Below are 26120 nucleotides of genomic sequence, written 5' to 3'. Positions count from 1 at the left end.
AGCCCAGAAGAAACTGAGAGCTGTTTGATTTTAATCCAACTTTTCGATGGTGAATTCTGCGGCCCAGCCACCTTTCTTTAACAATCATTAATTTGAACACACGCAGCTACTCCATGGGGACTGCTGCACTGTTCCGTATTGTAATGCAGCGAAACCCTGAACACTTCTCATTCTGTGTAGAGAACGATCTGGAACCAACCATCTAGCTGATGCGCGCTACTTGCAGCATGCTTTTTTAGCTAACACCTGAGCTTGCTGCATGACTGAATGATAGTGGAATTATTGTATTCACCGGAAACCTTGCGTAAATTACTTAGGCGCAGGCGCGGCTAACCTTGGCACTATACCCAAATCACTCAAGCGAATTCAGAAAAATATGTTAGCCGTTCAACTGGCGCTCAATCTCAGCGTCAGCGGCAGTCAAAATGCCCTCAACATTGTCCGAATCAATACGCCAAGTACTGAGACGGGAATTGCCCGAATAATGCTCACCATAGGGAATTTCATAATAATTGGCACTGATATTGTGTTTCTTAAGCGCGATAGTTACTGCTCGTATTAACTCAGCATGGGCCTGATATTCACCTTCAAATATCTCAACCTCTACGATCGGCTCGCGACTAGATGCCTTTTCTTTTATGTCTTGCAAAGACACGCCCAAGATCCGATGAAGCTCTAGCAGCCCTTTAGCACTGGCAGATGCTTCATTAAGTACGATTGCAATTACTGACATTAGAACTCCTCAGGATATGAATAGTTAAGCGGATCGCCAAAAGAATCGTTCCTCCAGCTTCCACCATGCCACCGCTCAAAGTGCTCAGTGCGAGTAGCAGGATAGATATTTTTGGGATCACTGGCAAGTTGAGGGTGATCGAGTGCATTATATTTATGATGCCCTTGAATTGACTCACCATTAAATTTTGGCGTTTTATTCGCTAGAATGTCAGCTTGCTGGTCTGCAGACCAATTTCGAGTGCCTGGCTCATCTAGTTTAAGCTTAGCGCGCTCATCTGCCCAAAACCTTGACACTCCTTTTGCCCGTTTATTGGCGAACCTTCGATCCCAATCAAGACGCTTATACTCCTCTCTGGTCAAAGTCCTATTTTCCAGTTTAGCCTTGAGATCTGCTCTTTGTGCCTTGGTAACGGGAGAGTGCGGAACTTTATAGGTCGGAACTTTTTCTGGTTCTCCAACAGATGCTCCTCGACGTTGGATTTTTACGTTAGCTAAGTTCGACCCAAAACCCTGAGTTTTGACCTCATACCGCGCGCCAAACCAGCCGCCTATAAGCGCCCCACTGAACGCCATGACCTTCTGCTCATCCGAGTCCTCCCCGAACAATCGGCCACCTAAGACGCTGCCAATAACACCGCCTATTGCACCGTCTATAAATGCAGTGATCGCTATGAGGGGTGACGTCAGGACTACAGCGCTACCGAACCCGATGCCGCCCATAAGCCAATGAAGCCATGGCTCGACTTCAGGGTTAATATCGTCCGTCTGTTCAGTTGCGCCGCCAATATTAACGTTGCCAGACCCAGCGCTAATCTTCCCGTCACAGACGGTGCGATCTCCCACGCGGGCGGCAGGCTGGCCATTGATGTGAACCGTGCGACTTCCTTGGGCAATGACTTGCGGCACCGAGCCATGTTTGTCACACGTTGCAGTATCAACATGAGCCCGTGCTGCGGGCTTTCCATTGGTGAAGACGTTTCCTGATCCTTTGAATATCTGCCCGGCTTTGTTGGTGCACCAAGACAGACTGCCAATCAGCTCTCCAAATCCCGCCGACAACGCCATGACCGCGCCAACCGCAGCCACTGCGGCCAATCCGCCTGTTGCGACAATGGTGACACCCGCTGCCGCCGCAACCACTACCGCCGCAGCGCCAACGGCTAACCCCAGGAGCAAGCCTTCCAGCGCTGAAGTGTGTTCAATCGGGTCCCCGACTCGGGCGGCCGCACTCATACCGAGGCCGCCTCTCCACTGCGCTCGTCATCAGGGTTTGGCGGCATTCGTAATTCGAGTGTTTCGACGATGGAAGCAAATGCCTCACGCTCGGCTGGCGTCATCCCGCCTGGGTTATTACTGGTCCCGGTGATCTGGATCAGCAACGGTTGCTCGTGCTCATCACGGTGCAGGAAGATCAGCTGCAATTAGGGAGTTTCTCATGATTTTACCGCGTTGTTCTACTGGGGTTCGACAACATGTAAAGACATGCATCCGTCAATTTTATAAGTCCTCACGTTGATGATAAAAATCAGTATATTTCCTGAATTTTTATCGCTACCCAAGCTCGTTTATCAGAATCTTCTTTTATCGCTCAGAGCTTGCAAACACTTTGTCGCACCGTTAAACACCCGCCCCTGCAATTTTAGGTTATCAGCGCGAGACTATATTACGGAACGGATTGCCGGCGATTCTTCCTCATTATAGCTATTCACTTCGGAAGGAACAGGGAGTCGACCATTTACAAGTTTCGCTTTGGCTAGCACATCAGCAGCTCGGCGATCAAACTGGCGAGACTTAATAAATCTTTCAAAGTCTGCTTTCTCTGAAAAATATTTAGAGTTCATCATGGTTAAATATCTTTAGGCCAGATCGACTCCCATGCAGTAGCACTTCTGACTCACCATAAGCATCTGGAGAAAATTTCCATGCCGAGGCATTAACTGGCTTGAGAGCTGCTGTTGGAGTACCTAGCACGACGCCCCCCGCCCGTCCTTTTCTGCCTACCACTTAGCAATTCTCGGATCGCGTGTTCAAGATAAAAGGACTGCCCCAGAAACGCCGACAAGGATATGTGTCTCCGGCCGTGATGGTCGCCCGCAAAAGGTTTCTCAAAGGCATAGTCAGTTTAGTCGCAGAGGACGTATCGAGTTTCGTTAGCAGCCTACTGATCAATGCATCAGATTCCTGATTCATTCAGGTCTCTAGATTGTCGGGCGGATACGGCGGGCTTGCGTGGCTGGAGGATGGCCCGGAGGCAGCCCTTGGCATGACGACGTCAGCTAGGGCGCACCTCGACTTATACACGACTTACCATCAATTCCACCATATATTCGAGCAGGCTCGAAAAACTATCAAATTCTTCATATACGTTATCAAACGCTTGCTTATCTCTAACTTGGTAACGTCCCTTAGCAAGGTCTAAAACGTAAGCGTCCTGATCGCTATCTCCAAACAAAACATATTGATCCATCCATTCAATTTCTCGCGATAACTTATTCATTTCGATAAAGGCCAGCGAGTATCCATCACCGCCGACAAGTTTTTTGGGTTTTGTTGAGTAGAGAAAAACCCCTTCAACTACTAGACCATCAAATCTTTTTAGTATCTCAAGGTAATCACTCGGAGGGCTGAACCCCAGCTCTATCTCGCTAGACCTGACAAACGACTTGATTTCATGCTCGTGCGCACCTTCATTGAAGAAAAATCCGTCCGCCTCATACGTCTTTTTTACATATGCTATCTTTTCTTCCAAGTTTTCCATGCAAACCTCTAGAGTAAGGGCGGAGGGTAGACATCAAGATCAATGATTGGCCAGTCCAACGTTTGACTATCACCGGGCTTCATGCCGCGGGTCACAGTGTTTTGGTAATTAGTAATAACTTTATGATAGGGATCGTTCTTAATGAGTGTCAGGTTATTAAAGCTATTTGTCCCACCGTCATCCAGAGGTAGATCATGGTGGACTTGCCAGTCACGGCTAGGCAGTTTGCCCTGTTGCATTCGCGAAATACCAGAGTCATCAATGCCGGCGTTTTTCAGGTGCTGGATATTCTCAGGATTCTCAGACAGTGATTTTAAATAATCGGGGCGCACCTTGCGATCAAACACATTCCTCAATTCTCTGGTTTCGGCGGGCGGACGTTTAGTGTAGACAATTTCCTCAGTGCGGACACCTGGAAGCCCGACAGCCTCGCCCTTGAGTTTACCGACATAGACGCTTTCTGGATCGCGGGGGGTGAGTCGTATATTTCCAAAGTTTGATCCAAAGCCCTCAGTTTTTATCTCATACCGCGCGCCAAACCAGCCGCCTATAAGCGCCCCACTGAACGCCATGACCTTCTGCTCATCCGAGTCCTCCCCGAACAATCGGCCACCTAAGACGCTGCCAATAACACCGCCTATTGCACCGTCTATAAATGCAGTGATCGCTATGAGGGGTGACGTCAGGACTACAGCGCTACCGAACCCGATGCCGCCCATAAGCCAATGAAGCCATGGCTCGACTTCAGGGTTAATATCGTCCGTCTGTTCAGTTGCGCCGCCAATATTAACGTTGCCAGACCCAGCGCTAATCTTCCCGTCACAGACGGTGCGATCTCCCACGCGGGCGGCAGGCTGGCCATTGATGTGAACCGTGCGACTTCCTTGGGCAATGACTTGCGGCACCGAGCCATGTTTGTCACACGTTGCAGTATCAACATGAGCCCGTGCTGCGGGCTTTCCATTGGTGAAGACGTTTCCTGATCCTTTGAATATCTGCCCGGCTTTGTTGGTGCACCAAGACAGACTGCCAATCAGCTCTCCAAATCCCGCCGACAACGCCATGACCGCGCCAACCGCAGCCACTGCGGCCAATCCGCCTGTTGCGACAATGGTGACACCCGCTGCCGCCGCAACCACTACCGCCGCAGCGCCAACGGCTAACCCCAGGAGCAAGCCTTCCAGCGCTGACGTGTGTTCAATCGGATCCCCGACCCGGGCGGCCGCACTCATACCGAGGCGGCCTCTCCACTGTGCGCATCATCGGGGCCTGGCGGTGTTCGTAATTCAAGTGTTTCGACGATGGAAGCAAATGCCTCACGCTCGGCTGGCGTCATCCCAGCTGGGTTATTGCTTGTCCCGGTGATCTGCATCAGCAACGGTTGTTCATGCTCATCACGGTGCAGGAAGATCAGCTGCAATTGGTGAACAGGTTGTCCCTGCTGACGCCATCTGAATTCAACTTGTCTAGCATCAACGCCTGCGGTCGTCGTGGGACACAGTGGCTCGACCCACTCCAGGTGGGCGAGGGTTTTATTCAGTTCAGCCAGCAATTGCTGCGCAACCGTTTCTAAATCGGTATCCGCTGCGACGACCGAGCGGCCAATGACGAGTGAAAACGGGCTAGGCCCAAGATCCGTCAAGGTGAAGACATGAAAGGTCTTGTCCTTGAAGCTCTCCGGCCGCACGAAGCTCAATTCGTTGGTCTGAAAACGCTCGTGGGGTTTCGGAATCAGGTTAGCTACACGCTCTTGTTCCAGGCGTTCAGCTTCCAGGCGTTGTTCTTCCGCAATGCGTTTCTCGGAAATCCGGTCATACATACTGGTGCGCATGGGGCGTTCCTTGTCCGTCTGCTACTTGTTCAGGTTGATGATCGATTTGCCTTCGATGTCCACGACGTTGCCGGACAACGTGATGGTGCCGTCGGACTTCATGGTCAGGGAGCTCGCGCCCACTTGCAGCGTGATAGATGTGGTGGCGGTGATCTTCACTTCACCCTTCTTGACGGAGAGCTTGTACGCCCCGTCCTCAACATTAATGGCTGTCTGCAGCTGGATCGTTTCGGTGTGGGTGCCCCCGACCTTAACTTCACGATTGCCTCCAACTTTGTGGATCTCATTCGCCTCGATCTCGGTTTCCATATCCCGTTCGGCGTGCAGGCTGACCTTCTCAGCGCCAGACTTATCTTCAAACATGAGGGAGTTGGCATTCGAGCCTTTACCCTTGATTGAACGCGTCAGAAAACCACTCTGGGTCTTGTTCGCCGGCAACGACCACGGCGGGGTGTTTTTGCTGTTGTAGACGCTGCCCATGATCAACGGGCGGTCGGGGTTGCCGTCCAGGAAAACCACGACCACTTCATCGCCCACACGCGGAATCTGGATGCTGCCGAAGCCGCCACTGGCACCCGACTGTGCCACGCGGACCCAGCAGGAGCTGTGGTCGTTGTACTTGCCGTTGCGGTCCCAGTGGAACTGGACTTTTACGCGGCCGAGTTCGTCGGTGAAGATTTCTTCGCCCGGCGGGACAACGATGATGGCGGTCTGTGGCCCGGCGATAGTCGGGCGTGGTGTAGACAGTTGCGGGCGAAACGGGATCTTTTTGCGAACGCAGGAAAAGGTGTTGTAGTAGCTCGCCTGATGGCCGTTCAAGTAGTTGTTGTGGCCTTCGCTTTCGACGCCCATCAGCAGGAACTGGCGATCGTCGGCGGAGCCCTGATCGTGGTCCGGGGAAGTCGTAGATCTCGAACGTCTCGACGTCGCCCTGCTTGTTCAGACTGTTCATCCCCACGGGCAGCCGGTTGTTGGGCTGACGGTAGTCGAAGGTCTGCACGGCCATCTTGCCCGCCTGCAACTGGCGGTTGCCGCTCCACTGGGTGATGGAGTCTGCGGTCTCGGTGACGGACGCGGTGTGGAAGCGGATCTGCGGTTGTTCCGGCAACGGCTGCAGCATGCTGGAGTCGTCGCAGATGATCATGGTGTGACCTTCGGCAGTGTGCTCGAAGTAGTAAAACGGTACTGGATGATAGAGGTTTAACAGTTCTGGACTCATCATTCGAAAATGTTTGTCCGTCGAAGTTGCAAGAAAATTTCCTGTTCTTAAGCCGCTCCTAGTGCTAGTAGGACTGTTTGCACTAGGAGGTTTAGACTTTACCTAAGGCCACTATCCAAGGATAACTAAATTATTGACAAGCCGGTAGCGCCTCCAGCTCCACCAATTAATTGCGTTCAGCGCGTAGACTGTTGACAACCTGATTCCAATAACGCACAGCTTCAAAATGCTGTTGTCTCGTCAACCATACCTTATTTCTAACGTCGGTCGGATCACCCCCGACTATGATCGGTTTTATTTCGAACAGCTCCATGCCCTTTGGACGAGATTGCCTATTCACATCACTCATTTGACTCCTCCAAACGAGCAAATAGGTCAGGGAGGTCGCGTGCAACTGAGATAGCATACTGTCGATTCATGCCTATAAATGGAATACGTACTATAGGCATTGCTTTATCCTCAGTGTCGAACCCATATCCCTCACCCCCACCGTTAGAAGCGAACAGAAAAATCCCCGGTGCATATTTCTCAACTTCATATTCATGATTAAATAAGACTAATTCTTCAGCTTTCCAAAAAATAATATAGCTATCACCAATAAAGCCTTCGCCGCCATCATGCTTCTTGAGAAAGTCAATATAACTCTCCGGAAGCACGACCCCCGCTTGTGTTGCCAGACCAACAATAGCCGAAATTTCAGCAGGACCATTAAGCAGCCCCTCTGTTAGATCATACTTCATCGCTACTCTCCCAAATCTTTCTGCAATTTATTCCACCATGGAGTTACCTGCTGCCGATGGACATCACGAGGCAGGATCACTTTGTTGGCGGCGTCGGTAGGGCTTCCACCAAATTTAACTGGATTGATCTCGTGCACATCCACTGCTTGACCCACAAGTCCTTGTTCTCGGCGAATAGCCCTATTCGCCTTGTTAGCAGCATCTCTGGCGGAATTATACTCCGGTCCCTCCACTAATCTGAATGGTCCTTGCGGTTTTGGGACGTCCGCAGGATAGCCAGTCCAATCTGAGATTGAAAAACTACCTGGTGGTGGTTCGTCGGAAGCTCGAGCTGTAGCGCCTACGGCGGCTTTGGGCGTGACTTTGATATTGCCAAAAAGCGACCCTAAACCTTCTTGCGTGATGTCATACCGAGCATCAAACCACTGTCGCCCCTTGCCCGCCAACCCGCCGCCCAGCAATGCCCCGGCAAAAGCCATATATTTCTGTTTATTCGAGCCTTCCCCGAACCACCGGCCACCCAAGATACCGCCGCCAATCCCGCCTGCAAAGCTTCCTACCAGTCCAGCGAACGCTATAGCGGGCGACGTCAGGATCACAGCACTCGCAAACCCGATCCCGCCGACCAACCAGTGAAGCCATGGCTCGACCTCAGGATTAATGTCGTCAGTCTTTTCAGTCGCGCCACCGATGTTGACGTTGCCAGACCCAGCGCTAATCTTCCCGTCACAGACGGTGCGATCTCCCACGCGCGCGGCAGGCTGGCCATTGATGTGAACCGTGCGACTTCCTTGGGCAATGACTTGCGGCACCGAGCCATGTTTGTCACACGTAGCGGTATCAAGGTGAGCCCGTGCTGCGGGCTTGCCGTTGGTGAAGACGTTTCCTGATCCTTTGAATATCTGCCCGGCCTTGTTGGTGCACCAAGACAGACTGCCAATCAGCTCCCCAAATCCCGCCGTCAACGCCATGACCGCGCCAACCGCAGCCACTGCGGCCAATCCACCTGTTGCGATAATGGTGACACCCGCTGCCGCCGCGACCACCACTGCCGCAGCGCCAACGGCTAATCCCAAGAGCAAACCTTCCAACGCCGATGTATGTTCAATCGGGTCCCCGACCCGGGCGGCCGCACTCATACCGCAGCGGCCTCTCCATCGCGCTCGTCATCAGGATCTGGCGGCATCCGTAATTCAAGTGTCTCCGCGATGGAGACGAAAGCCTCACGCTCGGCTGGCGTCATCCCGCCTGGGTTGTTACTGGTCCCGGTGATCTGCATCAGCAACGGTTGTTCATGCTCATCACGGTGCAGGAAGATCAGCTGCAATTGGTGAACAGGCTGTCCCTGCTGCCGCCATCTGAATTCAACTTGTCTAGCGTCGACGCCCGCGGCCGTTGTGGGGAAAAGCGGCTCGACCCAGTCCAGGTGAGCGAGGGTTTTACTCAGCTCAGCCAGCAGTTGCTGCGCCACCGTTTCTAAATCGGTATCAACTGCGACGACCGAGCGGCCAATGACGAGTGAAAATGGGCTGGGCCCGAGATCCGTCAAGGTGAAGACATGAAAGGTCTTGTCCTTGAAACTCTCCGGCCGCACGAAGCTCAACTCGTTGGTCTGAAAACGCTCATGGGGCTTGGGAATCAGGTTTGCCAAACGCTCCTGTTCAAGGCGTTCAGCTTCCAGGCGTTGTTCTTCCGCGATGCGTTTCTCGGAAATTCGGTCATACATACTGGTGCGCATGGGGGCGTTCCTTGTCCGTCTGCTACTTGTTCAGGTTGATGATCGATTTGCCTTCGATGTCCACGACGTTACCGGACAACGTAATGGTGCCGTCGGACTTCATGGTCAGGGAGCTGGCGCCCACTTGCAGCGTGATAGATGTGGTGGCGGTGATCTTCACTTCACCCTTCTTGACGGAGAGCTCGTACGCCCCGTCCTCAACATTAATAGCTGTCTGCAGGTGAATCGTTTCGGTGTGGGTGCCCCCGACCTTGATTTCACGATTGCCGCCAACTTTGTGGATCTCATTCGCCTCGATCTCGGTTTCCATATCACGTTCGGCGTGCAGGCTGACCTTCTCAGCGCCGGACTTATCTTCGAACATGAAAGAGTTGGCGTTAGAGCTTTTACCCTTGATTGAACGCGTCAGAAAACCACTCTGCGTCTTGTTCGCCGGCAACGACCATGGCGGGGTGTTCTTGCTGTTATAGACGCTGCCCATAATCAACGGGCGGTCGGGATTACCGTCGAGGAAAACCACGACCACTTCATCGCCCACACGCGGGATCTGGATGCTGCCGAAACCGCCGCTGGCGCCGGATTGGGCGACGCGGACCCAGCAGGAGCTGTGGTCGTTGTACTTGCCGTTACGGTCCCAGTGGAATTGGACTTTTACGCGGCCGAGTTCGTCGGTGAAGATTTCTTCGCCCGGCGGGCCAACGATGATGGCGGTCTGTGGCCCAGAGATGGTCGGCCGCGGCGTGGACAGTTGCGGGCGGAAGGGAATCTTTTTGCGCACGCAGGAGAAGGTGTTGTAGTAGCTCGCCTGATGGCCGTTCAAATAATTGTTGTGGCCTTCGCTTTCGACGCCCATCAGCAGGAACTGGCGATCGTCGGCCGAGCCCTGATCGTGGTCGTAATGCTGCACCAGCTCGAAGGTATAACCGGGCTTCATCGCACGGCAGTTGCTCGCGCCTTCGAACTTCTTGCCGCGTATTTCCAGGGCTTCCATGCGCAGGCGCAACAGCGTTTCGCCCTCATCATAAGTGCCGTGGGTGTACTGGCCGGGGAAGTCGTAGATCTCGAACGTTTCGACGTCGCCCTGTTTGTTCAGGCTGTTCATCCCGACGGGCAGACGGTTGTTGGGCTGACGGTAGTCGAAGGTCTGCACTGCCATCTTGCCCGCCTGCAACTGGCGGTTGCCGCTCCACTGAGTGATGGAGTCTGCGGTCTCGGTGACGGACGCGGTATGGAAGCGGATCTGCGGTTGTTCCGGCAACGGCTCCAGCATGCTGGAGTCGTCGCAGATGATCATGGTGTGGCCTTCGGCGGTGTGCTCGAAGTAGTAAAACATCCCTTCTTCTTCGAGCAGACGCTGGACGAAGTTGAAGTCGGTTTCACGGTACTGGGTGATGTAGGTGTAGCGCTTTTGCGGCTTGGTCAGGCGGAATTCGTGGCGGGAGAACGCCGGGCACAGGGCGAACACCTGGGTCACCACTTCCTCGACGGTATTGCCTTGAAAGATCCGCGTGTCGAAGCGGTTTTTCAGCATCGAGAACCAGGGGTTGAGCGTCGCGGTGTAGCGGGCCATGCCGCCATCGCTGCCGGTGCTGGCGAAGCGCGTGAGGTAACCGGCGATGTAGCGCGGCGTGCTGTCGGCCAGTTCGATTTCGATAGTAACCAACTGCCCCATCATCGACTTGAGCTCGACGCCGGAGTCTTCACAGATCAGTAGCAGCTCGAAGCTATACGCCTGGGACAGCGCCTCCCGACCTTTGAAGGACTCGAGCAGCAGTTGCTGTTCCGGACTGGCGAGGTTATTGAACTTGAACAGGCGCCGGTTCTGGGGCGAGAGCAACGCGGCAAGGTCCATCATCATGAAAATCTCCTGGATGGCACGGGGTAGAACGCTACCGCCATGCTCAGCAACAACAGGTTACGAGCCGACAAGGGGGCCGGAGCCCTTGTTGCATCGTCGCTTACGGGTAGATGACGAACCACGGGGCGGGTTCGCCATCGACCGTGGGGGCATTCCTACAATCACGTAGGACCCGAGCTACAGACGCTTCTTTAAAACAACAGTCTCGGAATCGACGGTTGGGTCCGCGCGCATGTGCGCAATCGGCAGCACCGCCATCTGGTTCCGGGTAAAAATTCAATTGCTGGACACTGCGACCGCGCTGCAATGCGAAAGTGCCACCAGACACCGGAATTCGCGAACGACATCACGTTCTCAGAATCGTTACAGATGTTTCACAGCGGCAAAGGAGACACTTATGCGCCTCCCGCTGTCAACCCGGTGAATCGATTTTGCGGAGCGTCGCGCAACATGGTGGATCCCGTTTGAAATTTCTTAACCGGCGGGTGAATGTGTCGAAGTGCCCGTAGTCACAGGCGCTGGCCGAGGGCCATAGCGATCAGTTGGGTGAGTGACGGTGTTCTGCCATCATTGCCGAGTGTAAAAAACCTGAGAAAAATGCGCATCGCCGGAAATTAAATCGTACGTTAGCGGTCGATAGCGGACTTGACGTCTACTGCTGGCGACTTGCTAGCCATAACGGTCAGCCGCGACAGACACGCCCATCGGGACGCTGTCCAGCGCTTCCCCCTCAAGGACTGTGATGTGTAAATGGACCTATTAACCAACGTGCCAAGCTGGGACGACATCGAGCGAAACCTCGACGAACAATTTAACGCCCTCAACCAAGGCGTCAGCAGCGGTTTGCAGAGCGCGAACGACAGTTGGGACGGTATGGGCCGCCGGCTGAGTAACGGCGTCAGCCAGGCGTACGGCTACATGGGCGGAGCCAGTATCGATCACGTCCGGCAGGCGATGGCCCTCTCCTACCCGATCATGCAGTCCGATCTCACCCGCAAATGGGCGTCGATCAACATCAAGGAAATTCTGCCGGTACTGATCAAGCTGGTGCAGCAAGTGGTGATGATCCTTGGGGGCAGCGTCGCAGTGGGTGGCGCTCTTGGCGGCGCTGCAGGCGCGTGGGCTTTTGGTATTGGCGCAGCACCAGGGGCCGTGGCTGGCGCGGGGATCGGCCTGCAAGTGGGCAACGTGATTCTCATGGCACTGGGTCTGTCGGCCATTGCGGAGTATTTCTACAAGGGCCTGCCTGCATGCTTGTCGACATTGCAGGAAGGGCTCGCCACCGCCTGGCACGCGGAAGATGGCTTGAAACCCGCAGGCCTTGACCCGACTGGCGGCTCCGCTGCGCAGGTCCAGGAACGCACCGAACGCGCCGCTCGGCAATTGGCTCGCGGGCAAGAGCAACTGGTGATGCTGCTGCTAACGGCCATCGTGACTTATCTGACGCGCGGGCAGATGAAGGCCGGCGTGATGAACAGTCTGGAGAGCATCGCTACCCGCAGCGCCAAGCTACAGGCCGACATTTCGAACAAGGAATTCGCGGCGTGGTTAGCGCGCAATGAACAGAAGATTCTGGCTCAGCCGGAATTGCAGGCGAAAGATGTGACGCCATTGAAAAAGGCTGAGCCTGAACCACCGCTGCCCAACGAGAGCTCCAAATCTACCAAACCACCCAAAACACGCCCAACCTTCGAAGAAATCTATGCAAAAGCCGGTGCAGCCAAGGCCGAGATAGACGCCGTGGCTGATGAGATCGCTGCCAAGTACGGCGGCACGGTTGCAAAAGCACCGATCAAATCAAGGGCGCGAGCATTGGAAAAGATCGCCAATGACTACGGCGGTGACCCTACAAAGATCAAGGACCTGGCACGTAACACGATCATTGTGCCCGCAGACAAAATTGCGTCAGTTACTCAGGAGTTGGCGCAACGCGGTGCCAAGGTGAAAATCATCGATGGTGCTGCAGACCCACTTGGCTACAGTGGGGTCAATTCATCGTTCATGACCAAAGCCGGCATACCCGGTGAAATTCAAGTGAACTCTCCCCAAATGATTTTTGCTAAAGAGCCTGAGGCGTTGGCCAGAAACCTGTTGGGGAGCGACACCTATGACGCCGTGGCCTCCAAGGCCGGTGTGCCGGGCGGTCTTGGACATGCTTACTATGAGGATTGGCGAACAATGAATCCAACTTCCAGCGGTGCCGAGGCTATTGCCACGAAAAGCAAGGCTTACTACGACACAGTGAGGGGATTGTAATGGGCATCAACAAGGGGGAGCGCTTTGCTAAAGAAGATGTTTACGTCGATTACCCATTCGAGGATGTCACTTATCGATGGGATCACGCTTCCCAGCAGGTATTTGTGCGGTTCTATGGAGAGCAGGAAAGCCGCGAGCCCGTTCCGCACGAGAACCGTCTTTTCAATGACGCTCTTCGCTACGGTGAGGAGATGACTAAAGCTGAGTACGATCGAGGTAAGTAAGTCAACGGCACGCGGAATGGTTCACAGTAATCGCCGTTGTGAGCCACCAGTCATCCTGTGCCTGATTCACGATACAGACCTCCATGCAGAAAGATTTATGCCTGAATCACCAATCGTGTAAACGACAACAAGGAACGTTATTTTGACCCGCTTAATCCGATGCTTGGTTGCCTCAGCGATAGCCTTCTGCGGCATAACACCGACCTACGCTCAGGACAGTGAGCAAGCGCTTGAAGCCGTGATTGCCGAGCAACAGAAACAGCTTCCCATCATGCTCGACCCTATGACCCGCATCGACAATATCAGCTATGCCGATCACACCGTGCTCTACAAGATCACGCTTTCTGTTTATGCAAATCGCCCAGGTGAACGGGTGTACTACGAGAGTTACCTGACTCAACAGATCCAGAAGGCGCTGTGCAGCCAGACTGCCTATTTGCTCATGCTAGCGCTGGGAAACAAGATCACTTACAGCTACTCCAGCAGCCAGGCCGAGCCTATTACTGAAATCACCTTCGGACCAGGGACTTGCCGGGAAACGTAGCCTGTAATCCCTGGTAGTTGAGTTGAGCTGGCGTAATCGGATCAGGGCCTCTGGGATGACAAACAGCATTTCGATAAGTGCGACGATGACCCGCATGTCCGCGTTGCTACGTGCCGGGAACAAAGACGGATGGGCTGAGCACCTTGATGATTATCGAGCAAATCTGCCTCACGACTATGATTTCGCACTCTCGCAAATAATCGGACTGTATGGAGGAATGGGGTCCCTGACCGACATCGTTTTGTACTGTAACGGACAGCCCTTGATCGACGAAAACAATGAGTTCGCCGAATTGCGCACCCGGTTATATGAGCTCTGCATGCAACATTAGCTGTCTCTGTACCCCATCGCTGTCGCATCCGCCGCCGACCAGCAAGGTTGGGGAGCAGCTCAACAAAACAGCATGGGCACAGGAAGCGTTGATAGTAATCACGCCGGGCATGCCATGAATCCAGCTACACCGCTCCACTCCCTAGAAAAAAAGCACCATCTACCCTGCCCCGCGCCTAAGGCCGCGCACCCATTCAAAGACAAGGACGCAAACACTCATGCAACCAAACAACTCCCACACTTCTTCCGACGCCGGCGAGCTGATCGCGACGTTCCGCCAAGGCAAGGCCTTTTTGGTTTTCGGCCTGATATTGGCCGTTGTGTTTTTGGGTCTCGCCGCATTCGTCTTCTATCTGTCTACGATTGTGCCGATGGGCGACAACGCCCCGGTCACGCTTCACACGTCCCGCGGGATGACCCTCAATTTCGCCAGCCAGCAGATGGTGTTTAGTTTCACCACCGGCTTGTTGGCCCTTGTAGGCCTATGCCTATTGGGTACCACCGTTTGGCAAAAAAAGCTGCGTAGTACCCACTACGAAGTTTATGGAAACGGCATCGTGCGCATCACTAAAGACCAGCGCGACTACACGGCGTTTGCCGAGATAGAAGACCTGTACCTGTTCAGCTCCGGGCAAACTGTATTGACCGGCCTGATCACAAACCTTGCCTATCGTCGTAATGCCTCAGAGCCCTTCCATCGGGTTATCGATACGTTGAAAGGCTTCCAGGCATTTCAGGAGCTGGTCCGAGCCTTACACGTACGGGCGCGGCTGCCGGCAGTGGCGGAAGCGCTGGAGGCGGGCCAGTCGGTCACCTTCAACTGCATCAGTTCAAAGCAGGTCTGGGGCAAGCGAGTAACGGGCAACTTCCTTAAAGTGACCACGGCGCCAATTCTTCTGAGCCGGGACTTCTTCGAGTACCAAGGCAACAGAGTGCCGGTGTCGTCACTGCGCACGGTAGACCTCAACGCCTGGACCGAAAACGTAGTGATCAAGGACGAGAACGGCAAGCCCGTATTGTCAACCATCGCCACCGGCATCCTGAGCCATGACCTGTTCCTCAGCACGCTCGATGTCGTATTGGCGGTTGAAGAGCAGGCACGCAAGCCAGCCGCTAATGTTTTTGAGATGAACGTCCGATGATGATCTATCGCGGCGCAGGCTGGATGACGTTGTTCACACCATTAGCGATGTTGATGTTAATGATGTGGTTATGGCCGGATTCCAGCGTTAAGCCCGGAAATACCTCACTCATGCAACTCTTGATGGGGTTGGGTATTGGTTCAGCCATCAACGTTGTCTTGGGCTTTGTGTTGAATCGCGAGCTTCACCCCGATGGTGTTCGCCACCACTTCTTTTTCATACCGATGCAGTGGCCGGCGCTGTTGATCATGCTTGCCTGCGCAGTGATCGCCTTATTGAAATAAGCTCACCGACCGCTCGGCAAGGGCGGTCGGGTTTCGACTTGTTCAAGGCTTACACGGTAAGTGGTGTAAGTGTCCCCGTCTTTCAGGTAAAGGTCGCTGCTGTAATCCGAGATGGCTCCTTTCAGCTTGATATGCAGGCCGTTGGGGACACGCTGGATTTCCACGTCTTTCAAGTCAGTGTCCGAGACCAGGAAGGGCGGGGTCTTGCCCAAATACACCTTCATGGTTTCGTCAGTCGATTCGCGGTGATCAATATAGATCTCAACGCTGTGCGTCAATGGTTGTCTTGATAAGCGCCCAGCGTGGCGCAGTGGCGACATTTGAAAAGGTAGGCGGTAGGGCCATGATCCTTATCCAGGGCATTGAAAAACGCTTGCCACTGCGGCCCCTCCTCCAACCCCGTTGAGTCCTGAACGGCGGCGATGGCTGCTGGCCCCATTTCAAGCAACTCTGTATGGCCGGCCTTACCGATGAATTCGGCCGCGTCGTTGCAGTGAGTGAACCAGCATTCTTGCTGCCCGCCATTAAAACCAGGCGTGCGCTGACAGATTTCGGCGATCTGCGCCTCGCTCAGCGTGTCTTCGCCATCCAGGCCGATACTTTCGTCATCCACAAACGTCGCGCCCAGACGCTGGTGCGCACTCCCGTCTGCAATGCACCAAGGGCAGATAGAGTTTTCGTATTCCTCAATGGCGTATACCGGCCCTATGTAGATGTAGCCGCGGGCCTGATTGCAACTCACGCACGTGACGGAAGAAGGTTGCACCGAACCGGTACCGACGGGATCGGGATGGTAGATAAAGCGGGGCAGTGTCATAAACGCATCCTTGGTGATTGCTTAATCGCATTCTTACACGCTAATTGAATCGAGCAAAAAAATGGCGGATTGCTCATCCAGGTGACCATAAATCGGCACATCTCCATGGCGATCAGCGAACACGCGCTTGGCTTGGAAACACAGCTGCGTGAGGAGCAAATTCACCATAGCTAATATCTAGCTTCAAGCTGAGGAGCTCATCCTACCCGGCCGGTACGCATCACCGGTATGCTAGCTGGAGTATGGTCACGTGCCCCGGGTAGGCCTTGGGCCCTGGAAACGAAAGGATTAATCATGCCAGATGCCACCCCCGCTATGAACCGCAGGGAAACCGCCAACAAAAAAAGAGGTGGCCATCCGTGCAATTGACTGCGCAAGGACGTGAACCCAATGACAGATAACCTGGACAATGTGTTGCTGATCGCGCTAGCGGACGGCGCACTCGACAAATTTATCGTCGGCGAGCCTTTCTATTTTCAAGAAGCCAAGGTAGACACCCAAGAACCACAAGACGTGATGGCTGCCTTCAACTTGGTACTCGACTATTGGATGAGGACTAAAGATGAAACGTTTCCCGGCGAATTTGCAGCAGCAATGTTCAAAGCGCTGGAATCCTATCCAGACAAAAATCGAGCGATTTATGCTGTATCCGACTGGATCCAGCATTACTACTATTGCATAACCCAAAAAAAGGCAAATCCAAATGGCAAGTATGGTGAGCTTTTTGAACTGGATACAGCTGGCGTCGCCCGTGCGCTCAAGCACGAACTTGAGGTCAATAAAGCTGACTTGATTACCGATACGAGGTGGGCAGGCGAGTCCTGGAACAGTAGGCAAGGTCTGTGGGAGCCGTTGATGCGCGAGGCGCTAGGCGTGCGGGATAAGTTTGAAGGTCCGGACTTCGTGCCTGATAATCTTTAGCGGGACCTTCGCTCGTGGTACTTTCGCTAAAAGCTTTCACGAAAGCACGCAGGTTTCGTGGAAGCTGATTTTAACTTCACGAGTTGTAAGCTTAGTTGAAATCTTTCACGCCATTATTGATGCTGGCAAATTATCCGCGGATCAATTTATAACCACTCTACTACCGAAAAGAACCTTATGAAATTTACAGACATTTACTTTAATCGCGAGGAGCGCTTTTCCCTAGGTATTGAGGAGTCCTCGGGGAAAATTTATGCTTCAATTCCGGTGACTAACGGCATGACTGACTATGAAGAGTATTACGAGATTAGTCATGCACAGCTCGAACTATTTAAAAAGGACCTTAACGCTGCATTAGCGTTTGTCACGAAATGTCGAAACAGACAACTGGACGAGTTGCTTATCCAAAAGCCTGGAGATGTGAGAGGTTCGCCTGACTGACACTCTCAAGCCAAACATAGTGATGGCAGCAGCTGCTGGAAATGGATAACCTCCGGTACCCAGCAGCACGGCGCGGCGTGGTACCTTATTCCTAATCGCGGAGATTGGTCATCCGTCAAACCCATAGGCTCAATCGGGAATTAACCATGAACATTCCAAGACTCAAAGAGCTAGCCATTGCCCTTGAATACCAGCTGTTGATACATTCCAAGATAGATCCTGAAGCCGTGGCTCTTCATGCTGACTTGAAGCCATTATTGATACATGCAAAAGCTGGCACGCTCACGAACCCGCTTGAAGTACGAGACGTGCCGGGACGTTATCGCTTTATAGAGAGAAACCTCCAGCAGTATCGCGACTTGGAAAATGCATTCGCGGAGTTTTCGATTGAGGCAACAGGGGGAGAGACGCCAGCTTTGAAGTGGCTTCGAGAACAGATGAAGTGACAACCCGCATTCCACCGATACGTGCTAGCTTCAGCTGCACCCTTCCCTTGTCTCGCTTAAAACGACGCGCATGAACGTAAACGTGCTCTGCCCCCGGGCGGGCACCAGAGATCGCAGGAAATTAGCGATGAATATCGAAAAAGTAATAAACACTGCCTTAGAGCTCCAACATCAGCTCGATGAATACTCAAAAATAGATCCCGAAGCTGCTGCCCTCTGTTCCGATTTAAAGCCGTTATTGGAGCTGGCAAAAGCGGGCCACCTATCCGAACCCATTCAGATAGGAGCAGTACCTGGCCACTATCGGTTTACCGAGAAAAATCTTCAACGGTACGGCGAGCTTGAAGACGCGTACGCTGATTTTTCGATCGAGGTGACGGGCGGCGAACCACTGTCGCTGAGCCTATGGATCGAATCTAGGAATAATGGGCAGAACGGTGAGTAAATGCTATCTAGACTGCTCTCGCCATAATGCGAGCGCGCGTGGTAACCACATCGATCAGCCCCACTAGGTCAATACATAGCCATAATCGAAGCTAGGGCCTTAATGCCCTACCCGGTATCAACGGCTGCAGAGGGACACTAAGGAAAGCAGGTTTGCTTCTGTTTCGCTTGGGCCAATGCGTGTACGCCTCAGCGGCGCCCCTTTCTGTCTCCACGTTGTGCTGGGCTTTGTCTTGAGTCGAGAGCTTCACCCCGACGGCGTTCGCCGTATTCATGGATTCAGCTGTAATCGAAAGTAAACAAAACCAAGCGCTCAATTGGCTCGTAGAACATCACGATCAGGTCTGCGCCGGCCGTTCGGTAATGCCAGCCCGGAACGCTCGCCACGTGGAAAAACCGGTTGCCCGCAGGACTCAGCGGATAGACATTCGTGTCGCCGCGGTCTGCATCGATCTCAACGATCTGCATCGGAAACTCGACCGTTTCCACCCAGTTCGCGACCCCATCGACTTCACCGCCCAACTGCGAGACGAACTCGACCGGATAAAGCGGGTCGCCCTGCTCGCGCGCCAGCACCCCGCTGGTGTTAAAGCGCTCGACGGTACTGATAAACGCACTGTGCTGTTCAGCGTAGTGCTGCTCCAAATCTGCTCTCGCGCCTGGATGAGGGTCCGTCAGGTGCGCGTTACCCTCATGCAGAAAAAAATAGCGCGGGTCGCCGCACAAGCGGTAACGCCCGTGCTCGACCGCGAAGCCGATCCAGTTGGTTTTCAGCAAATCACCGTGGTACCCGTCCCACTCGGTCAGCTCGCCAACAAGGCTCTCGTAGGGCTCCAGCGGGCTGAGCATGTGCAGCACGCCCGACCACTCGGGATTTACGGTGCTGATATCAACGCTGAACAAAGGGTGCAGATGGTTGGCCAGCTCCAGTTGATCGGCGACAAACACGTTTTCAATCGGAGGGAACGGCGTCAGGCCGGCGGGGACTTTGGTGAAGTCGGGGGTGTGATCGTTGGTCATCAGAAGTTCTTCCTTGTGGGTCACATGGGTCGAGGGCTTTTACTTAGCGAACACGCGGCTGGCTTTTGCACCATAGCTACGTGCGCAGCAATTCCATACGAACAGTACGGGGCTTCACGCTGTGGCGCTCATCCTACCCGGCCGGCGCGCATCGCCGGTATGCTACCGAGCAGCTTGGTAACGTTGGCCGTGTAGGCTCTGACCGTTGGAAACCGAAGGATAATCATGATGGATGCGACCCTCACTATGAGCAGCAGCGAGACCACCAAAACAAAAAATAGCGACGGCCATTCATGCAATTGACTGCGCAAGGGGTCAAATCCAATGACAGATAACCTGGACAATGTGTTGCTTATCGCGCTAGCGGACGGCGCACTCGACAAATTTATAGTCGGCGAGCCCATCTATTTTCAAGAAGCCAAGGTAGACACCAAAGAACCACAAAACGTGAAGGCTGCCTTCGACTTGTTAGTGCTCGACTATTGGACAAAAACCAAGAATCAAACCTTTGCGGTCAAATTTGCAACAGCAATGTTAAAGGCTCTGGACACCTACCCAGACAAAAATCGAGCGATTTATGCTGTATCTTACTGGATCCAGTATTACCAATATTGCCTCATCCAAAAGAAGTCAAATCCAAACGGCAAGTATGGTGACCTTTTTGAAATGGATACAGCTGGCATCGCAAGAGCGCTCAAGCATGAACTTGAGGCCAACAAAGCTGAATTGATTAACGACACGCGGTGGGCAGGCGAGTCGTGGAACAGTAAGCAAGGTCTCTGGGAGCCATTGATGCGCATGGCGTTAGGCGTTCGGGACAAGTTTGAAGGTCCCGACTTCGTGCCTGATAATCTCTAGCGGGACGTTCGTCTATTGGCATTTGCGCCGATTCGAAGCGTGTTTCCATGAGTCCGCATCACCCTCAGATCACAGCCTGCGGACTGCGGCCCGAACGCCACGAAGGTGCGGTTACCCAACCATCAGCAGAGCCGTGGCGGCTCGCTTCAACACCACTTGAGCAGCGAGGGCTAGAGGATGACTGAAATCCCGTTTAGACCGGCAACTTGCCGCGGAGCGCTGACCAGCAGGGTCAGCTTTTGTAATGCGCAGGAAGGCAGTTTTGAAGAGGGCCGCGATGAATAAAAACAAACTCCAGGCATCGGCGCGTGAGCTGCAGCGCACGCTAGATAAATACGCAGTCGTTGACCCTGCCGCAGCGTTACTATCGGGTTCGCTTCAGGACCTTATCGAGCGGGCCGAGCGATGCAGCATTCTTCAGGCGGTGGAAATCGGAGATATCCCAGGCTACAGGCTGCTCTCGGAGACCCATCTCCAAGGCTACAGTGATTTGTCCGAAGCATACGCTGCGTTCTACATTGAGCTTACCGGCGGCGAATCCGACGCTCTCAAAGCCTTCAAAGCGAGACGCGGCAAGTAACACGTTCGAGCTCACTATCTACAAAAGATTTGCACGCACAGCTGCATGCGAAGGAACTCACCATGAGTAACAACAAGCTTCACGCTGCAGCACTCAACCTGGAAACCCATCTCAAGGCGTATGCCGATCTCGATGCTGAGGCAGCGGAGCTATACGCTGAACTGAAGCCTCTGCTAAAGCTCGTCATGGAAGGGCGATTACGACGCCTTGGGAGTGGGGCCAGATTCCGGGGCGATACCGCTTTAGCGAACGAGGCCTCCAGGCGTATGAAGCGCTTGAGCAGGCGTTTGCAACTTTTTGCACTGAGCTCACAGGGGGAGAAACGCCTGCCCTGAAATGGATGCGTGAATTCAGGTCTCAAAACCACTAGGCGCTGATGGCGTTCGGTTGGCTTGAGCAACGCCCGCTCTCCTCAACCGGCGCCCATCACCGGTATGCTGCTGGCAGTTTTGGTCACGTGGGCCGGGAGCTTCTGAGTCTTGAAAACGGAAGAAAAGTCATGCAGGACGCCACCAAGATGAACCGCAGAGAAACTGCCAAACAAAAAATAGAAGCGGCCCTTCGTGCAATTGACTGCGCACTGACTGACCGGCGGCAGGCGATTTTTGAGATCACCACCGAGGATCAACTCATTCGCTTCAAAGCAGTACTACTGAAGGCTTTACACCTGATTTCGCGAGGCGAGATTCCGGAACTGATCAGCCATCGTAAGCTCGGGATGGCTAGAGTCATTACGGATCAGTGGCCTTACAACCTGTCACTGGGTCTTATCATAATCGAAGCCGAACACGCCTTCGAAGCGACCTAACTGATGTAGTCTCCCTCCAATTAAGCAGCCCGCGCAGACCACGCCGTAAATCACCCTCGTTCACGCGCCACACGCTCACGATGGAGAACTGAATGAACAAGGAACCTGCCAACGTACTTGAGCTTGCATTGCATCACGATGAATTCGACAGATTCCTCGCAGGCGAGCCCTTTTATTTTCTCGAGACCAAAGACGACAACGCCGACCCTCAGAATGTTGTCGTCGCTTTCGATCGGCTGTTCATGCCGCAATTTAACGCCCGTAACGCTTCATTCTCAGCGAGTTTTGTTCAGGCTTTGCTGAAACTGCTCAACCATTATCCAGATCAAAATCGGGTGATCTATATGGCTCAAAGCTGGATCTGGTGCTACTGCTACTGCCTCGCGAATAAAGAAGCGCAGCCAGACGGGCCATATGCAGCGCTGCCCAAGATTGATTTGAGTGCCGTCTCAGATATCCTCAAACGACGCTTGGTCGAACGCAGGGCTGAGTTGACCGCCGACCAACGTTGGGCAGGCGCTGCCTGGAACAGCGAGGCAGGCTTGTGGGATCCCTTGGTGCGCACAGCACACCACGTCCGGGACAAGCTTAACGGCCCTGACTCCGTTCCTGATGGAGCATAATCATTTGAAGGATTGGCACTGGGTCATCGGGTCAGGAGCGGTAACATGAGAGCAATCAGCAAAAGAATGTCTGAGGTACTCGGTGCTCATTGCCCAAGCCCAACCTCTCGCCAGATTGACGAACCTCTGCAGGAGGGATGTGTCATTGAGATTGAGGATCTATTGGTGGATCTCTCCTCCGATCTAGGCGGAGCAGTAGTCTTCACCCGAGGTGCCCAGTGCGTGAGCCAGACCGGGACCTACGACCTGGACATCATCTATGGCCTATCACCCGACGGATACAACATCTTCCAGAGGAACAACATGTATTCCGGCCGAATCCCCGACAAGACCTACACCTTCGGCGAATCGCCCGCGGGCGACCAGTTTTGCATTGCTAAAGCAACTGGGGCCGTTCATTACTGGGCACATGACGCGGCGGGTGTCGACCGGGGATATGTCTTGATTTCTTCCAGTCTGGAAGACTTCCTGAACCGGTTAACGCCAAACGAGACAAGCGATAGCGAAGCGTTGGAAAAGAGTAAAAAGATCGTCAGCATCGATTTGTCCTTCTGAGATATCACTCTTTAGGGCGGTTCGCCCAGGTGGCATGGTGAGCGTGAACGAACTGATTTTTCGCGGACCGGGAAAGTGAAATCGGTGATCTGTCCATCGCGATACCTGCCGCGCTTCTGCACGACGTGATCGAGGACACCTGCCGGCATCAATAAGAGGTATCCGCGGATCGAATTTTAAAGACTGATCTATCGCAGAGGATCTTATGAAATTTACAGATATTTACTTCAATCGCGAAAAGCGCTTCTCACTAGGAATAGAAGAATTTTCAGGAAAGTTCTATGCTTCATTTCCGGTGAGAAATGACATGATTGAGTATGAAGAATATTACGAAATTGATCGCGCGCAGCTTGATCTATTCCAAAGTGATCTGAATGCCGCACTGACGTTCGTTACCAAATGCCGCAACAGACAGCTGGACGAGTTGCTCATACAGAAGCCCGGAACTAGACGAGGGGAAGCTATATAACTCGCCGAATCAATTCACGAATATGGCAGCGTCTTGAGGACCGGAAACGCTTAGCAGCAAGGCTACTCTCTCCCAAGTCATTTACGATGCCAACGACAAAGGTGGTCGAGGCTCATGTGTAAATCATCCCTAAAGGTGACATAGCCATGGCCACTCTTGAACTTGGCCCGACATCAGATACACATTTAGTGATCTACCCTACCGCGGCGGCGCCGCAGGTTCAGGGTCAAGGTCAAGGTCTTCATGAGGATTCACTAGATCCAGAGGGCACTACAGAGCCAGACGGCCTACTAGCTACGTCAAGTGGGAAACAAAATCAACTATAGTTACTCCAGCATTCTTGTAGAGCCGATTGCCGGAATCCCGTTTGTACGGGGTACCTGCCGAAAGTACTGGGAAATACGGGCTACCATACCCCGAATGGCCTAGCCGTCCGTCGAGGCGCACCTAGAGGCAACCCAGGTGAAAAATCTACTGATCCACCACCGACCGCGCGCTTCGCGGATGCCGTCGATTTCCATAAACGTGTAGCGCCCTGATGTGGTTTTTTCTTTTATGCTCAACGTGCGCAGCGCTCTAACTGAATGACGCAGGTGGTAAAGAATCACTAAAGCGCAGGTCGTCAGGACGACCGCACCAACAACTCCCGCTGCGGGTACCCCAAAGATTTTGACGAAGATACTCGCGACTAATGTGGAGGCACCAGCCAACAACGCAGCCGGATACCTTGCTGACTTACTCTGACTAATTCTCGGCACTACCTTTACCTTGTTTCCACTGTATTCAAACGGATGAAACGACGGTTTTGTGCGCGCGATTATAAAATAAGTAAAAAATACTAAAGCCACGGGTAACAATCCTGCAATGAATGCCTCGGCACTTGCCGGGCCCCACACGTCGGCAGCGGAAGCGTAAACGGCACTGCCTGCTAGTACGATCAAGAAGCTCAGCACACTGGCTAGGACTGACCACAAATAAAATGTAAACCTCTCACAAAAATAGATCAGGTAGAGAAACCAGCTAAGTTTCAAGAGAAAAACCAGAATATAGGCTGGCCAGAAGAGCGGAACCGCAGAGAGCCCGATAGCCATGGAAAAGACAAGTGCGATAAACGAGACCCAAGCACCGTGCTTGAGATAATCGGAGTCCAAAATCATCAGCCAGTATCCCTTTCAACGCTTCAACGCATTCTTTATCGGTTTGCCTCAACCCATGGATCAATAAATATTCCAACCCAATCCATACCCTCAAGCACAGACTTTGATTGGCTAGAGATCCTGCGTCTGTCGACAGCGCGCAACTCGGCGGTTTCGGATTGGCAGAGCCTGGACGCGATCAGCTGTACGTTCTGTGGCGCGAGAAACGATGCGAGGTGCATGATCATGTAAATCTCCTTTACCCCTTGGGTGAATACGCGAAGAGACAATTCAGCGTGCGCAGAATCACCTTTAATCATGCACCTGGTCACTGGTGCCGGGAACTAATCCACTTGAACAATCTACTGATCCACCAACGGCTGCGGGCTTTACGGATCTCGTCGATTCGCTTGAAGGTGAATGGAGCAGGCATGGACTTCTCCCGAGAACGGAGGGTGCGCAGGCCGCTAATCGCATCACGTTCATAAAGCATGAGGGCAACGCAGCAAAAAAAGACGCCCATCACAGCGACGGCGCTAGACGTCAGTGATGACACAGAGTTAATCAAAAGAGCTGATGCCACAGAACCAACACCTGCAATGAGGCCGGGACTGTAATCACTGCTTCGCATAGCGACACGTGAAACCTTGTTCCCATCGGTTTGAAAAGGAAAACTCTTACGAGGAGAAAAATAGACAAATACGTAGATCAATCCCATCAACGCAACGAGCCCTATATTTGCAACGGCAGCCTGGGATCTCGAAGCGTGCAAATCTACGACAAGCGCGACATGGGCTAGACCCGCCGCAGCGACGCCAAACGAGAATACAAATGACGAAAACATGCCGAGCGTGAAAGAGGTGAAACTTTCACACCAGTAAATCATATAGAGCGTATATAAAAAAAATAAGGCCACGAAACCGAGATATAGCCACGTACATTCAGGAAAGTTAGCAGGACCAAACGCACCTGCGCCCACGACAAACAGAAAGGTCAACAGGGGACCTCGTTTAATTGTACGCGGGTCTGGATCATACATCGTATTCATTGAACCAGATAACTCCAATCCGCACATTAATGATGAATTCCCGGTCGTTCTATCAACGCTTGTAGTGAGCGATAGCTTTTCGGACAAAAAAACTGCAATCGGCGGCAACTATCCCCGTATTTGAATTCCAAGCCTTGCAACCGGCTGCTAAAAGTATCCCGGAAGTCAGACATCTCATATTTTCGCAGGGGATGAACCGCGAAGGCGGTCACAGCCTCGGAATCGTTACAGGCGTCACCGCGAGAAAGGAGACACTTTTGAGCCTCTCCCTGTCAACCCGGAGAATCGATTTTGC

General features: G+C 53.2%; 32 protein-coding genes and 2 pseudogenes. 17 read left to right on the top strand and 17 right to left on the bottom strand.

The genetic code is table 11. The features are described 5' to 3' along the window. Window positions 1–379 precede the first annotated feature (379 nt). The 12 genes and pseudogenes from SLW74_RS11950 to tssI (SLW74_RS11895) form a co-directional block, all read right to left on the bottom strand. Window positions 380–733 (bottom strand): hypothetical protein, encoded by a 354-nt coding sequence (locus SLW74_RS11950; protein ID WP_410928992.1) that lies wholly within the window; start codon window positions 731–733, stop codon window positions 380–382. Beyond that, window positions 733–1968 carry a PAAR domain-containing protein gene (locus SLW74_RS11945; RefSeq protein ID WP_410928991.1) on the bottom strand — a complete coding sequence of 412 codons (1236 nt, stop codon included), beginning with the start codon at window positions 1966–1968 and terminating at the stop codon, window positions 733–735. The genes SLW74_RS11950 and SLW74_RS11945 overlap by 1 nt, the downstream gene beginning before the upstream one ends. Next, a pseudogene (locus tag SLW74_RS11940) lies at window positions 1965–2156 on the bottom strand (cytoplasmic protein); the annotation flags it as partial. The gene SLW74_RS11945 and the pseudogene SLW74_RS11940, both read right to left, overlap by 4 nt. A gap of 237 nt (window positions 2157–2393) precedes the next feature. After that, a complete protein-coding gene (locus SLW74_RS11935) occupies window positions 2394–2579 on the bottom strand; it encodes a hypothetical protein (protein ID WP_410928990.1) in 186 nt (61 codons plus the stop codon). 449 nt (window positions 2580–3028) lie between these two features. Further along, window positions 3029–3493, bottom strand: coding sequence for a YrhA family protein (locus tag SLW74_RS11930; RefSeq protein WP_410928989.1), 465 nt, complete (start codon window positions 3491–3493; stop codon window positions 3029–3031). Window positions 3494–3501: 8 nt separating this feature from the next. After that, window positions 3502–4725, bottom strand: coding sequence for a PAAR domain-containing protein (locus tag SLW74_RS11925; protein WP_410928988.1), 1224 nt, complete (start codon window positions 4723–4725; stop codon window positions 3502–3504). Continuing rightward, entirely contained in the window at window positions 4722–5324 is a 603-nt protein-coding gene (locus SLW74_RS11920; RefSeq protein WP_410928987.1) for a DcrB-related protein, read from the bottom strand. Before SLW74_RS11920 ends, SLW74_RS11925 begins: the two co-directional genes overlap by 4 nt. 21 nt (window positions 5325–5345) lie before the next feature. After that, window positions 5346–6504, bottom strand: a pseudogene (gene tssI, locus SLW74_RS11915) (type VI secretion system tip protein TssI/VgrG); the annotation flags it as partial. Window positions 6505–6884: 380 nt separating this feature from the next. Then, window positions 6885–7283, bottom strand: coding sequence for an SMI1/KNR4 family protein (locus SLW74_RS11910; RefSeq protein ID WP_410928986.1), 399 nt, complete (start codon window positions 7281–7283; stop codon window positions 6885–6887). A 2-nt stretch (window positions 7284–7285) separates the two neighbouring features. Continuing rightward, entirely contained in the window at window positions 7286–8422 is a 1137-nt protein-coding gene (locus tag SLW74_RS11905) for a PAAR domain-containing protein (RefSeq protein ID WP_410928985.1), read from the bottom strand. Further along, complete coding sequence (locus tag SLW74_RS11900) at window positions 8419–9021, bottom strand: DcrB-related protein (protein ID WP_410928984.1); 603 nt, start codon at window positions 9019–9021, stop codon at window positions 8419–8421. Before SLW74_RS11900 ends, SLW74_RS11905 begins: the two co-directional genes overlap by 4 nt. A 22-nt stretch (window positions 9022–9043) precedes the next feature. Further along, window positions 9044–10879: a type VI secretion system tip protein TssI/VgrG gene (tssI, locus tag SLW74_RS11895; protein ID WP_410928983.1), complete on the bottom strand. Its 1836-nt coding sequence runs from the start codon at window positions 10877–10879 to the stop codon at window positions 9044–9046. A gap of 750 nt (window positions 10880–11629) precedes the next feature. Between tssI (SLW74_RS11895) and SLW74_RS11890 the strand changes: the two genes are divergently transcribed. The 6 genes from SLW74_RS11890 to SLW74_RS11865 all read left to right on the top strand — a co-directional run bounded on the left by SLW74_RS11890 (window position 11630) and on the right by SLW74_RS11865 (window position 15659). Further along, window positions 11630–13135, top strand: coding sequence for a DUF6861 domain-containing protein (locus SLW74_RS11890; RefSeq protein WP_410928982.1), 1506 nt, complete (start codon window positions 11630–11632; stop codon window positions 13133–13135). Next, entirely contained in the window at window positions 13135–13359 is a 225-nt protein-coding gene (locus tag SLW74_RS11885; RefSeq protein ID WP_192173546.1) for a hypothetical protein, read from the top strand. The genes SLW74_RS11890 and SLW74_RS11885 overlap by 1 nt, the downstream gene beginning before the upstream one ends. 142 nt (window positions 13360–13501) lie before the next feature. After that, window positions 13502–13903 (top strand): hypothetical protein, encoded by a 402-nt coding sequence (locus SLW74_RS11880; RefSeq protein ID WP_410928981.1) that lies wholly within the window; start codon window positions 13502–13504, stop codon window positions 13901–13903. A 55-nt stretch (window positions 13904–13958) separates the two neighbouring features. Continuing rightward, window positions 13959–14234: a DUF6966 domain-containing protein gene (locus tag SLW74_RS11875; RefSeq protein WP_410928980.1), complete on the top strand. Its 276-nt coding sequence runs from the start codon at window positions 13959–13961 to the stop codon at window positions 14232–14234. A gap of 217 nt (window positions 14235–14451) precedes the next feature. Beyond that, window positions 14452–15375 (top strand): hypothetical protein, encoded by a 924-nt coding sequence (locus SLW74_RS11870; protein WP_410928979.1) that lies wholly within the window; start codon window positions 14452–14454, stop codon window positions 15373–15375. Further along, window positions 15372–15659: a hypothetical protein gene (locus SLW74_RS11865; protein ID WP_074887899.1), complete on the top strand. Its 288-nt coding sequence runs from the start codon at window positions 15372–15374 to the stop codon at window positions 15657–15659. The genes SLW74_RS11870 and SLW74_RS11865 overlap by 4 nt, the downstream gene beginning before the upstream one ends. A 2-nt stretch (window positions 15660–15661) precedes the next feature. Here SLW74_RS11865 and SLW74_RS11860 read toward each other — a convergent pair whose 3' ends face one another. Together SLW74_RS11860 and SLW74_RS11855 are read right to left on the bottom strand one after the other, a co-directional pair. Continuing rightward, window positions 15662–15937 (bottom strand): hypothetical protein, encoded by a 276-nt coding sequence (locus SLW74_RS11860; RefSeq protein WP_410928978.1) that lies wholly within the window; start codon window positions 15935–15937, stop codon window positions 15662–15664. Further along, the gene (locus tag SLW74_RS11855) at window positions 15934–16476 is read right to left on the bottom strand and encodes a CbrC family protein (RefSeq protein WP_410928977.1); all 543 of its coding nucleotides are present in this window, start codon (window positions 16474–16476) and stop codon (window positions 15934–15936) included. Before SLW74_RS11855 ends, SLW74_RS11860 begins: the two co-directional genes overlap by 4 nt. A gap of 390 nt (window positions 16477–16866) precedes the next feature. Here SLW74_RS11855 and SLW74_RS11850 point away from each other — a divergent pair, with 390 nt between their 5' ends. The 4 genes from SLW74_RS11850 to SLW74_RS11835 all read left to right on the top strand — a co-directional run bounded on the left by SLW74_RS11850 (window position 16867) and on the right by SLW74_RS11835 (window position 18729). Further along, window positions 16867–17397 carry a hypothetical protein gene (locus tag SLW74_RS11850; RefSeq protein WP_410928976.1) on the top strand — a complete coding sequence of 177 codons (531 nt, stop codon included), beginning with the start codon at window positions 16867–16869 and terminating at the stop codon, window positions 17395–17397. A gap of 177 nt (window positions 17398–17574) precedes the next feature. Next, the gene (locus SLW74_RS11845; RefSeq protein WP_192173541.1) at window positions 17575–17838 is read left to right on the top strand and encodes a hypothetical protein; all 264 of its coding nucleotides are present in this window, start codon (window positions 17575–17577) and stop codon (window positions 17836–17838) included. A gap of 146 nt (window positions 17839–17984) precedes the next feature. After that, window positions 17985–18284: a hypothetical protein gene (locus SLW74_RS11840; RefSeq protein WP_410928975.1), complete on the top strand. Its 300-nt coding sequence runs from the start codon at window positions 17985–17987 to the stop codon at window positions 18282–18284. A 127-nt stretch (window positions 18285–18411) separates the two neighbouring features. Then, window positions 18412–18729 (top strand): hypothetical protein, encoded by a 318-nt coding sequence (locus SLW74_RS11835; protein WP_410928974.1) that lies wholly within the window; start codon window positions 18412–18414, stop codon window positions 18727–18729. 278 nt (window positions 18730–19007) lie between these two features. Here SLW74_RS11835 and SLW74_RS11830 read toward each other — a convergent pair whose 3' ends face one another. Further along, window positions 19008–19748, bottom strand: a complete 741-nt coding sequence (locus tag SLW74_RS11830) for a hypothetical protein (protein ID WP_410928973.1) — start codon at window positions 19746–19748, stop codon at window positions 19008–19010. A gap of 324 nt (window positions 19749–20072) precedes the next feature. On the opposite strand from SLW74_RS11830, the gene SLW74_RS11825 reads away from it, so the two are divergent. From SLW74_RS11825 to SLW74_RS11795, 7 genes are all read left to right on the top strand, one after another. Further along, on the top strand, window positions 20073–20606 hold the full coding sequence (locus tag SLW74_RS11825) for a hypothetical protein (protein ID WP_065988958.1): 534 nt from the start codon (window positions 20073–20075) through the stop codon (window positions 20604–20606). Window positions 20607–20883: 277 nt separating this feature from the next. Then, window positions 20884–21186 carry a hypothetical protein gene (locus SLW74_RS11820; protein ID WP_065989087.1) on the top strand — a complete coding sequence of 101 codons (303 nt, stop codon included), beginning with the start codon at window positions 20884–20886 and terminating at the stop codon, window positions 21184–21186. A gap of 62 nt (window positions 21187–21248) precedes the next feature. Then, entirely contained in the window at window positions 21249–21521 is a 273-nt protein-coding gene (locus SLW74_RS11815; RefSeq protein WP_410928972.1) for a hypothetical protein, read from the top strand. Between the two features lie 41 nt (window positions 21522–21562). Beyond that, complete coding sequence (locus SLW74_RS11810) at window positions 21563–21994, top strand: hypothetical protein (protein WP_410928971.1); 432 nt, start codon at window positions 21563–21565, stop codon at window positions 21992–21994. Window positions 21995–22086: 92 nt separating this feature from the next. Next, window positions 22087–22617, top strand: a complete 531-nt coding sequence (locus SLW74_RS11805) for a hypothetical protein (RefSeq protein ID WP_410928970.1) — start codon at window positions 22087–22089, stop codon at window positions 22615–22617. A gap of 45 nt (window positions 22618–22662) precedes the next feature. Further along, window positions 22663–23172: an SMI1/KNR4 family protein gene (locus tag SLW74_RS11800; RefSeq protein WP_410928969.1), complete on the top strand. Its 510-nt coding sequence runs from the start codon at window positions 22663–22665 to the stop codon at window positions 23170–23172. A 205-nt stretch (window positions 23173–23377) separates the two neighbouring features. Further along, window positions 23378–23641 carry a hypothetical protein gene (locus SLW74_RS11795; protein WP_410928968.1) on the top strand — a complete coding sequence of 88 codons (264 nt, stop codon included), beginning with the start codon at window positions 23378–23380 and terminating at the stop codon, window positions 23639–23641. Between the two features lie 425 nt (window positions 23642–24066). Here the strand turns inward: SLW74_RS11795 and SLW74_RS11790 are convergent, their stop codons facing one another. Continuing rightward, entirely contained in the window at window positions 24067–24798 is a 732-nt protein-coding gene (locus tag SLW74_RS11790; protein ID WP_410928967.1) for a hypothetical protein, read from the bottom strand. Between the two features lie 307 nt (window positions 24799–25105). Beyond that, complete coding sequence (locus tag SLW74_RS11785) at window positions 25106–25774, bottom strand: hypothetical protein (protein WP_410928966.1); 669 nt, start codon at window positions 25772–25774, stop codon at window positions 25106–25108. Window positions 25775–26120: the final 346 nt, after the last annotated feature.

This window comes from Pseudomonas sp. W5-36, assembly GCF_046540455.1.
Lineage (GTDB): Bacteria > Pseudomonadota > Gammaproteobacteria > Pseudomonadales > Pseudomonadaceae > Aquipseudomonas > Aquipseudomonas graminis_B.
Note: the sequence above shows the minus strand (reverse complement) of the source record. Positions and strands in the feature narration are given on the sequence as shown.

Excerpts from the sequence above, each read along its gene's own strand:
- SLW74_RS11800 (WP_410928969.1), top strand. The coding sequence starts at position 22,663 with ATGAGAGCAATCAGCAAAAGAATGTCTGAGGTACTCGGTGCTCATTGC.
- SLW74_RS11905 (WP_410928985.1), bottom strand. The coding sequence starts at position 8,422 with ATGAGTGCGGCCGCCCGGGTCGGGGACCCGATTGAACATACATCGGCG.
- SLW74_RS11850 (WP_410928976.1), top strand. The coding sequence starts at position 16,867 with ATGACAGATAACCTGGACAATGTGTTGCTGATCGCGCTAGCGGACGGC.
- SLW74_RS11805 (WP_410928970.1), top strand. The coding sequence starts at position 22,087 with ATGAACAAGGAACCTGCCAACGTACTTGAGCTTGCATTGCATCACGAT.
- SLW74_RS11790 (WP_410928967.1), bottom strand. The coding sequence starts at position 24,798 with ATGATTTTGGACTCCGATTATCTCAAGCACGGTGCTTGGGTCTCGTTT.
- SLW74_RS11810 (WP_410928971.1), top strand. The coding sequence starts at position 21,563 with ATGGCGTTCGGTTGGCTTGAGCAACGCCCGCTCTCCTCAACCGGCGCC.
- SLW74_RS11945 (WP_410928991.1), bottom strand. The coding sequence starts at position 1,968 with ATGAGTGCGGCCGCCCGAGTCGGGGACCCGATTGAACACACTTCAGCG.
- SLW74_RS11855 (WP_410928977.1), bottom strand. The coding sequence starts at position 16,476 with ATGACACTGCCCCGCTTTATCTACCATCCCGATCCCGTCGGTACCGGT.
- SLW74_RS11890 (WP_410928982.1), top strand. The coding sequence starts at position 11,630 with ATGGACCTATTAACCAACGTGCCAAGCTGGGACGACATCGAGCGAAAC.
- SLW74_RS11885 (WP_192173546.1), top strand. The coding sequence starts at position 13,135 with ATGGGCATCAACAAGGGGGAGCGCTTTGCTAAAGAAGATGTTTACGTC.
- SLW74_RS11920 (WP_410928987.1), bottom strand. The coding sequence starts at position 5,324 with ATGCGCACCAGTATGTATGACCGGATTTCCGAGAAACGCATTGCGGAA.
- SLW74_RS11950 (WP_410928992.1), bottom strand. The coding sequence starts at position 733 with ATGTCAGTAATTGCAATCGTACTTAATGAAGCATCTGCCAGTGCTAAA.
- SLW74_RS11820 (WP_065989087.1), top strand. The coding sequence starts at position 20,884 with ATGAATAAAAACAAACTCCAGGCATCGGCGCGTGAGCTGCAGCGCACG.
- SLW74_RS11830 (WP_410928973.1), bottom strand. The coding sequence starts at position 19,748 with ATGACCAACGATCACACCCCCGACTTCACCAAAGTCCCCGCCGGCCTG.
- SLW74_RS11870 (WP_410928979.1), top strand. The coding sequence starts at position 14,452 with ATGCAACCAAACAACTCCCACACTTCTTCCGACGCCGGCGAGCTGATC.
- SLW74_RS11795 (WP_410928968.1), top strand. The coding sequence starts at position 23,378 with ATGAAATTTACAGATATTTACTTCAATCGCGAAAAGCGCTTCTCACTA.
- SLW74_RS11930 (WP_410928989.1), bottom strand. The coding sequence starts at position 3,493 with ATGGAAAACTTGGAAGAAAAGATAGCATATGTAAAAAAGACGTATGAG.
- SLW74_RS11825 (WP_065988958.1), top strand. The coding sequence starts at position 20,073 with ATGACAGATAACCTGGACAATGTGTTGCTTATCGCGCTAGCGGACGGC.
- SLW74_RS11910 (WP_410928986.1), bottom strand. The coding sequence starts at position 7,283 with ATGAAGTATGATCTAACAGAGGGGCTGCTTAATGGTCCTGCTGAAATT.
- SLW74_RS11845 (WP_192173541.1), top strand. The coding sequence starts at position 17,575 with ATGAAATTTACAGACATTTACTTTAATCGCGAGGAGCGCTTTTCCCTA.
- SLW74_RS11900 (WP_410928984.1), bottom strand. The coding sequence starts at position 9,021 with ATGCGCACCAGTATGTATGACCGAATTTCCGAGAAACGCATCGCGGAA.
- SLW74_RS11925 (WP_410928988.1), bottom strand. The coding sequence starts at position 4,725 with ATGAGTGCGGCCGCCCGGGTCGGGGATCCGATTGAACACACGTCAGCG.
- tssI (WP_410928983.1), bottom strand. The coding sequence starts at position 10,879 with ATGATGATGGACCTTGCCGCGTTGCTCTCGCCCCAGAACCGGCGCCTG.
- SLW74_RS11875 (WP_410928980.1), top strand. The coding sequence starts at position 13,959 with ATGACAAACAGCATTTCGATAAGTGCGACGATGACCCGCATGTCCGCG.
- SLW74_RS11865 (WP_074887899.1), top strand. The coding sequence starts at position 15,372 with ATGATGATCTATCGCGGCGCAGGCTGGATGACGTTGTTCACACCATTA.
- SLW74_RS11815 (WP_410928972.1), top strand. The coding sequence starts at position 21,249 with ATGAGTAACAACAAGCTTCACGCTGCAGCACTCAACCTGGAAACCCAT.
- SLW74_RS11835 (WP_410928974.1), top strand. The coding sequence starts at position 18,412 with ATGAATATCGAAAAAGTAATAAACACTGCCTTAGAGCTCCAACATCAG.
- SLW74_RS11840 (WP_410928975.1), top strand. The coding sequence starts at position 17,985 with ATGAACATTCCAAGACTCAAAGAGCTAGCCATTGCCCTTGAATACCAG.
- SLW74_RS11935 (WP_410928990.1), bottom strand. The coding sequence starts at position 2,579 with ATGATGAACTCTAAATATTTTTCAGAGAAAGCAGACTTTGAAAGATTT.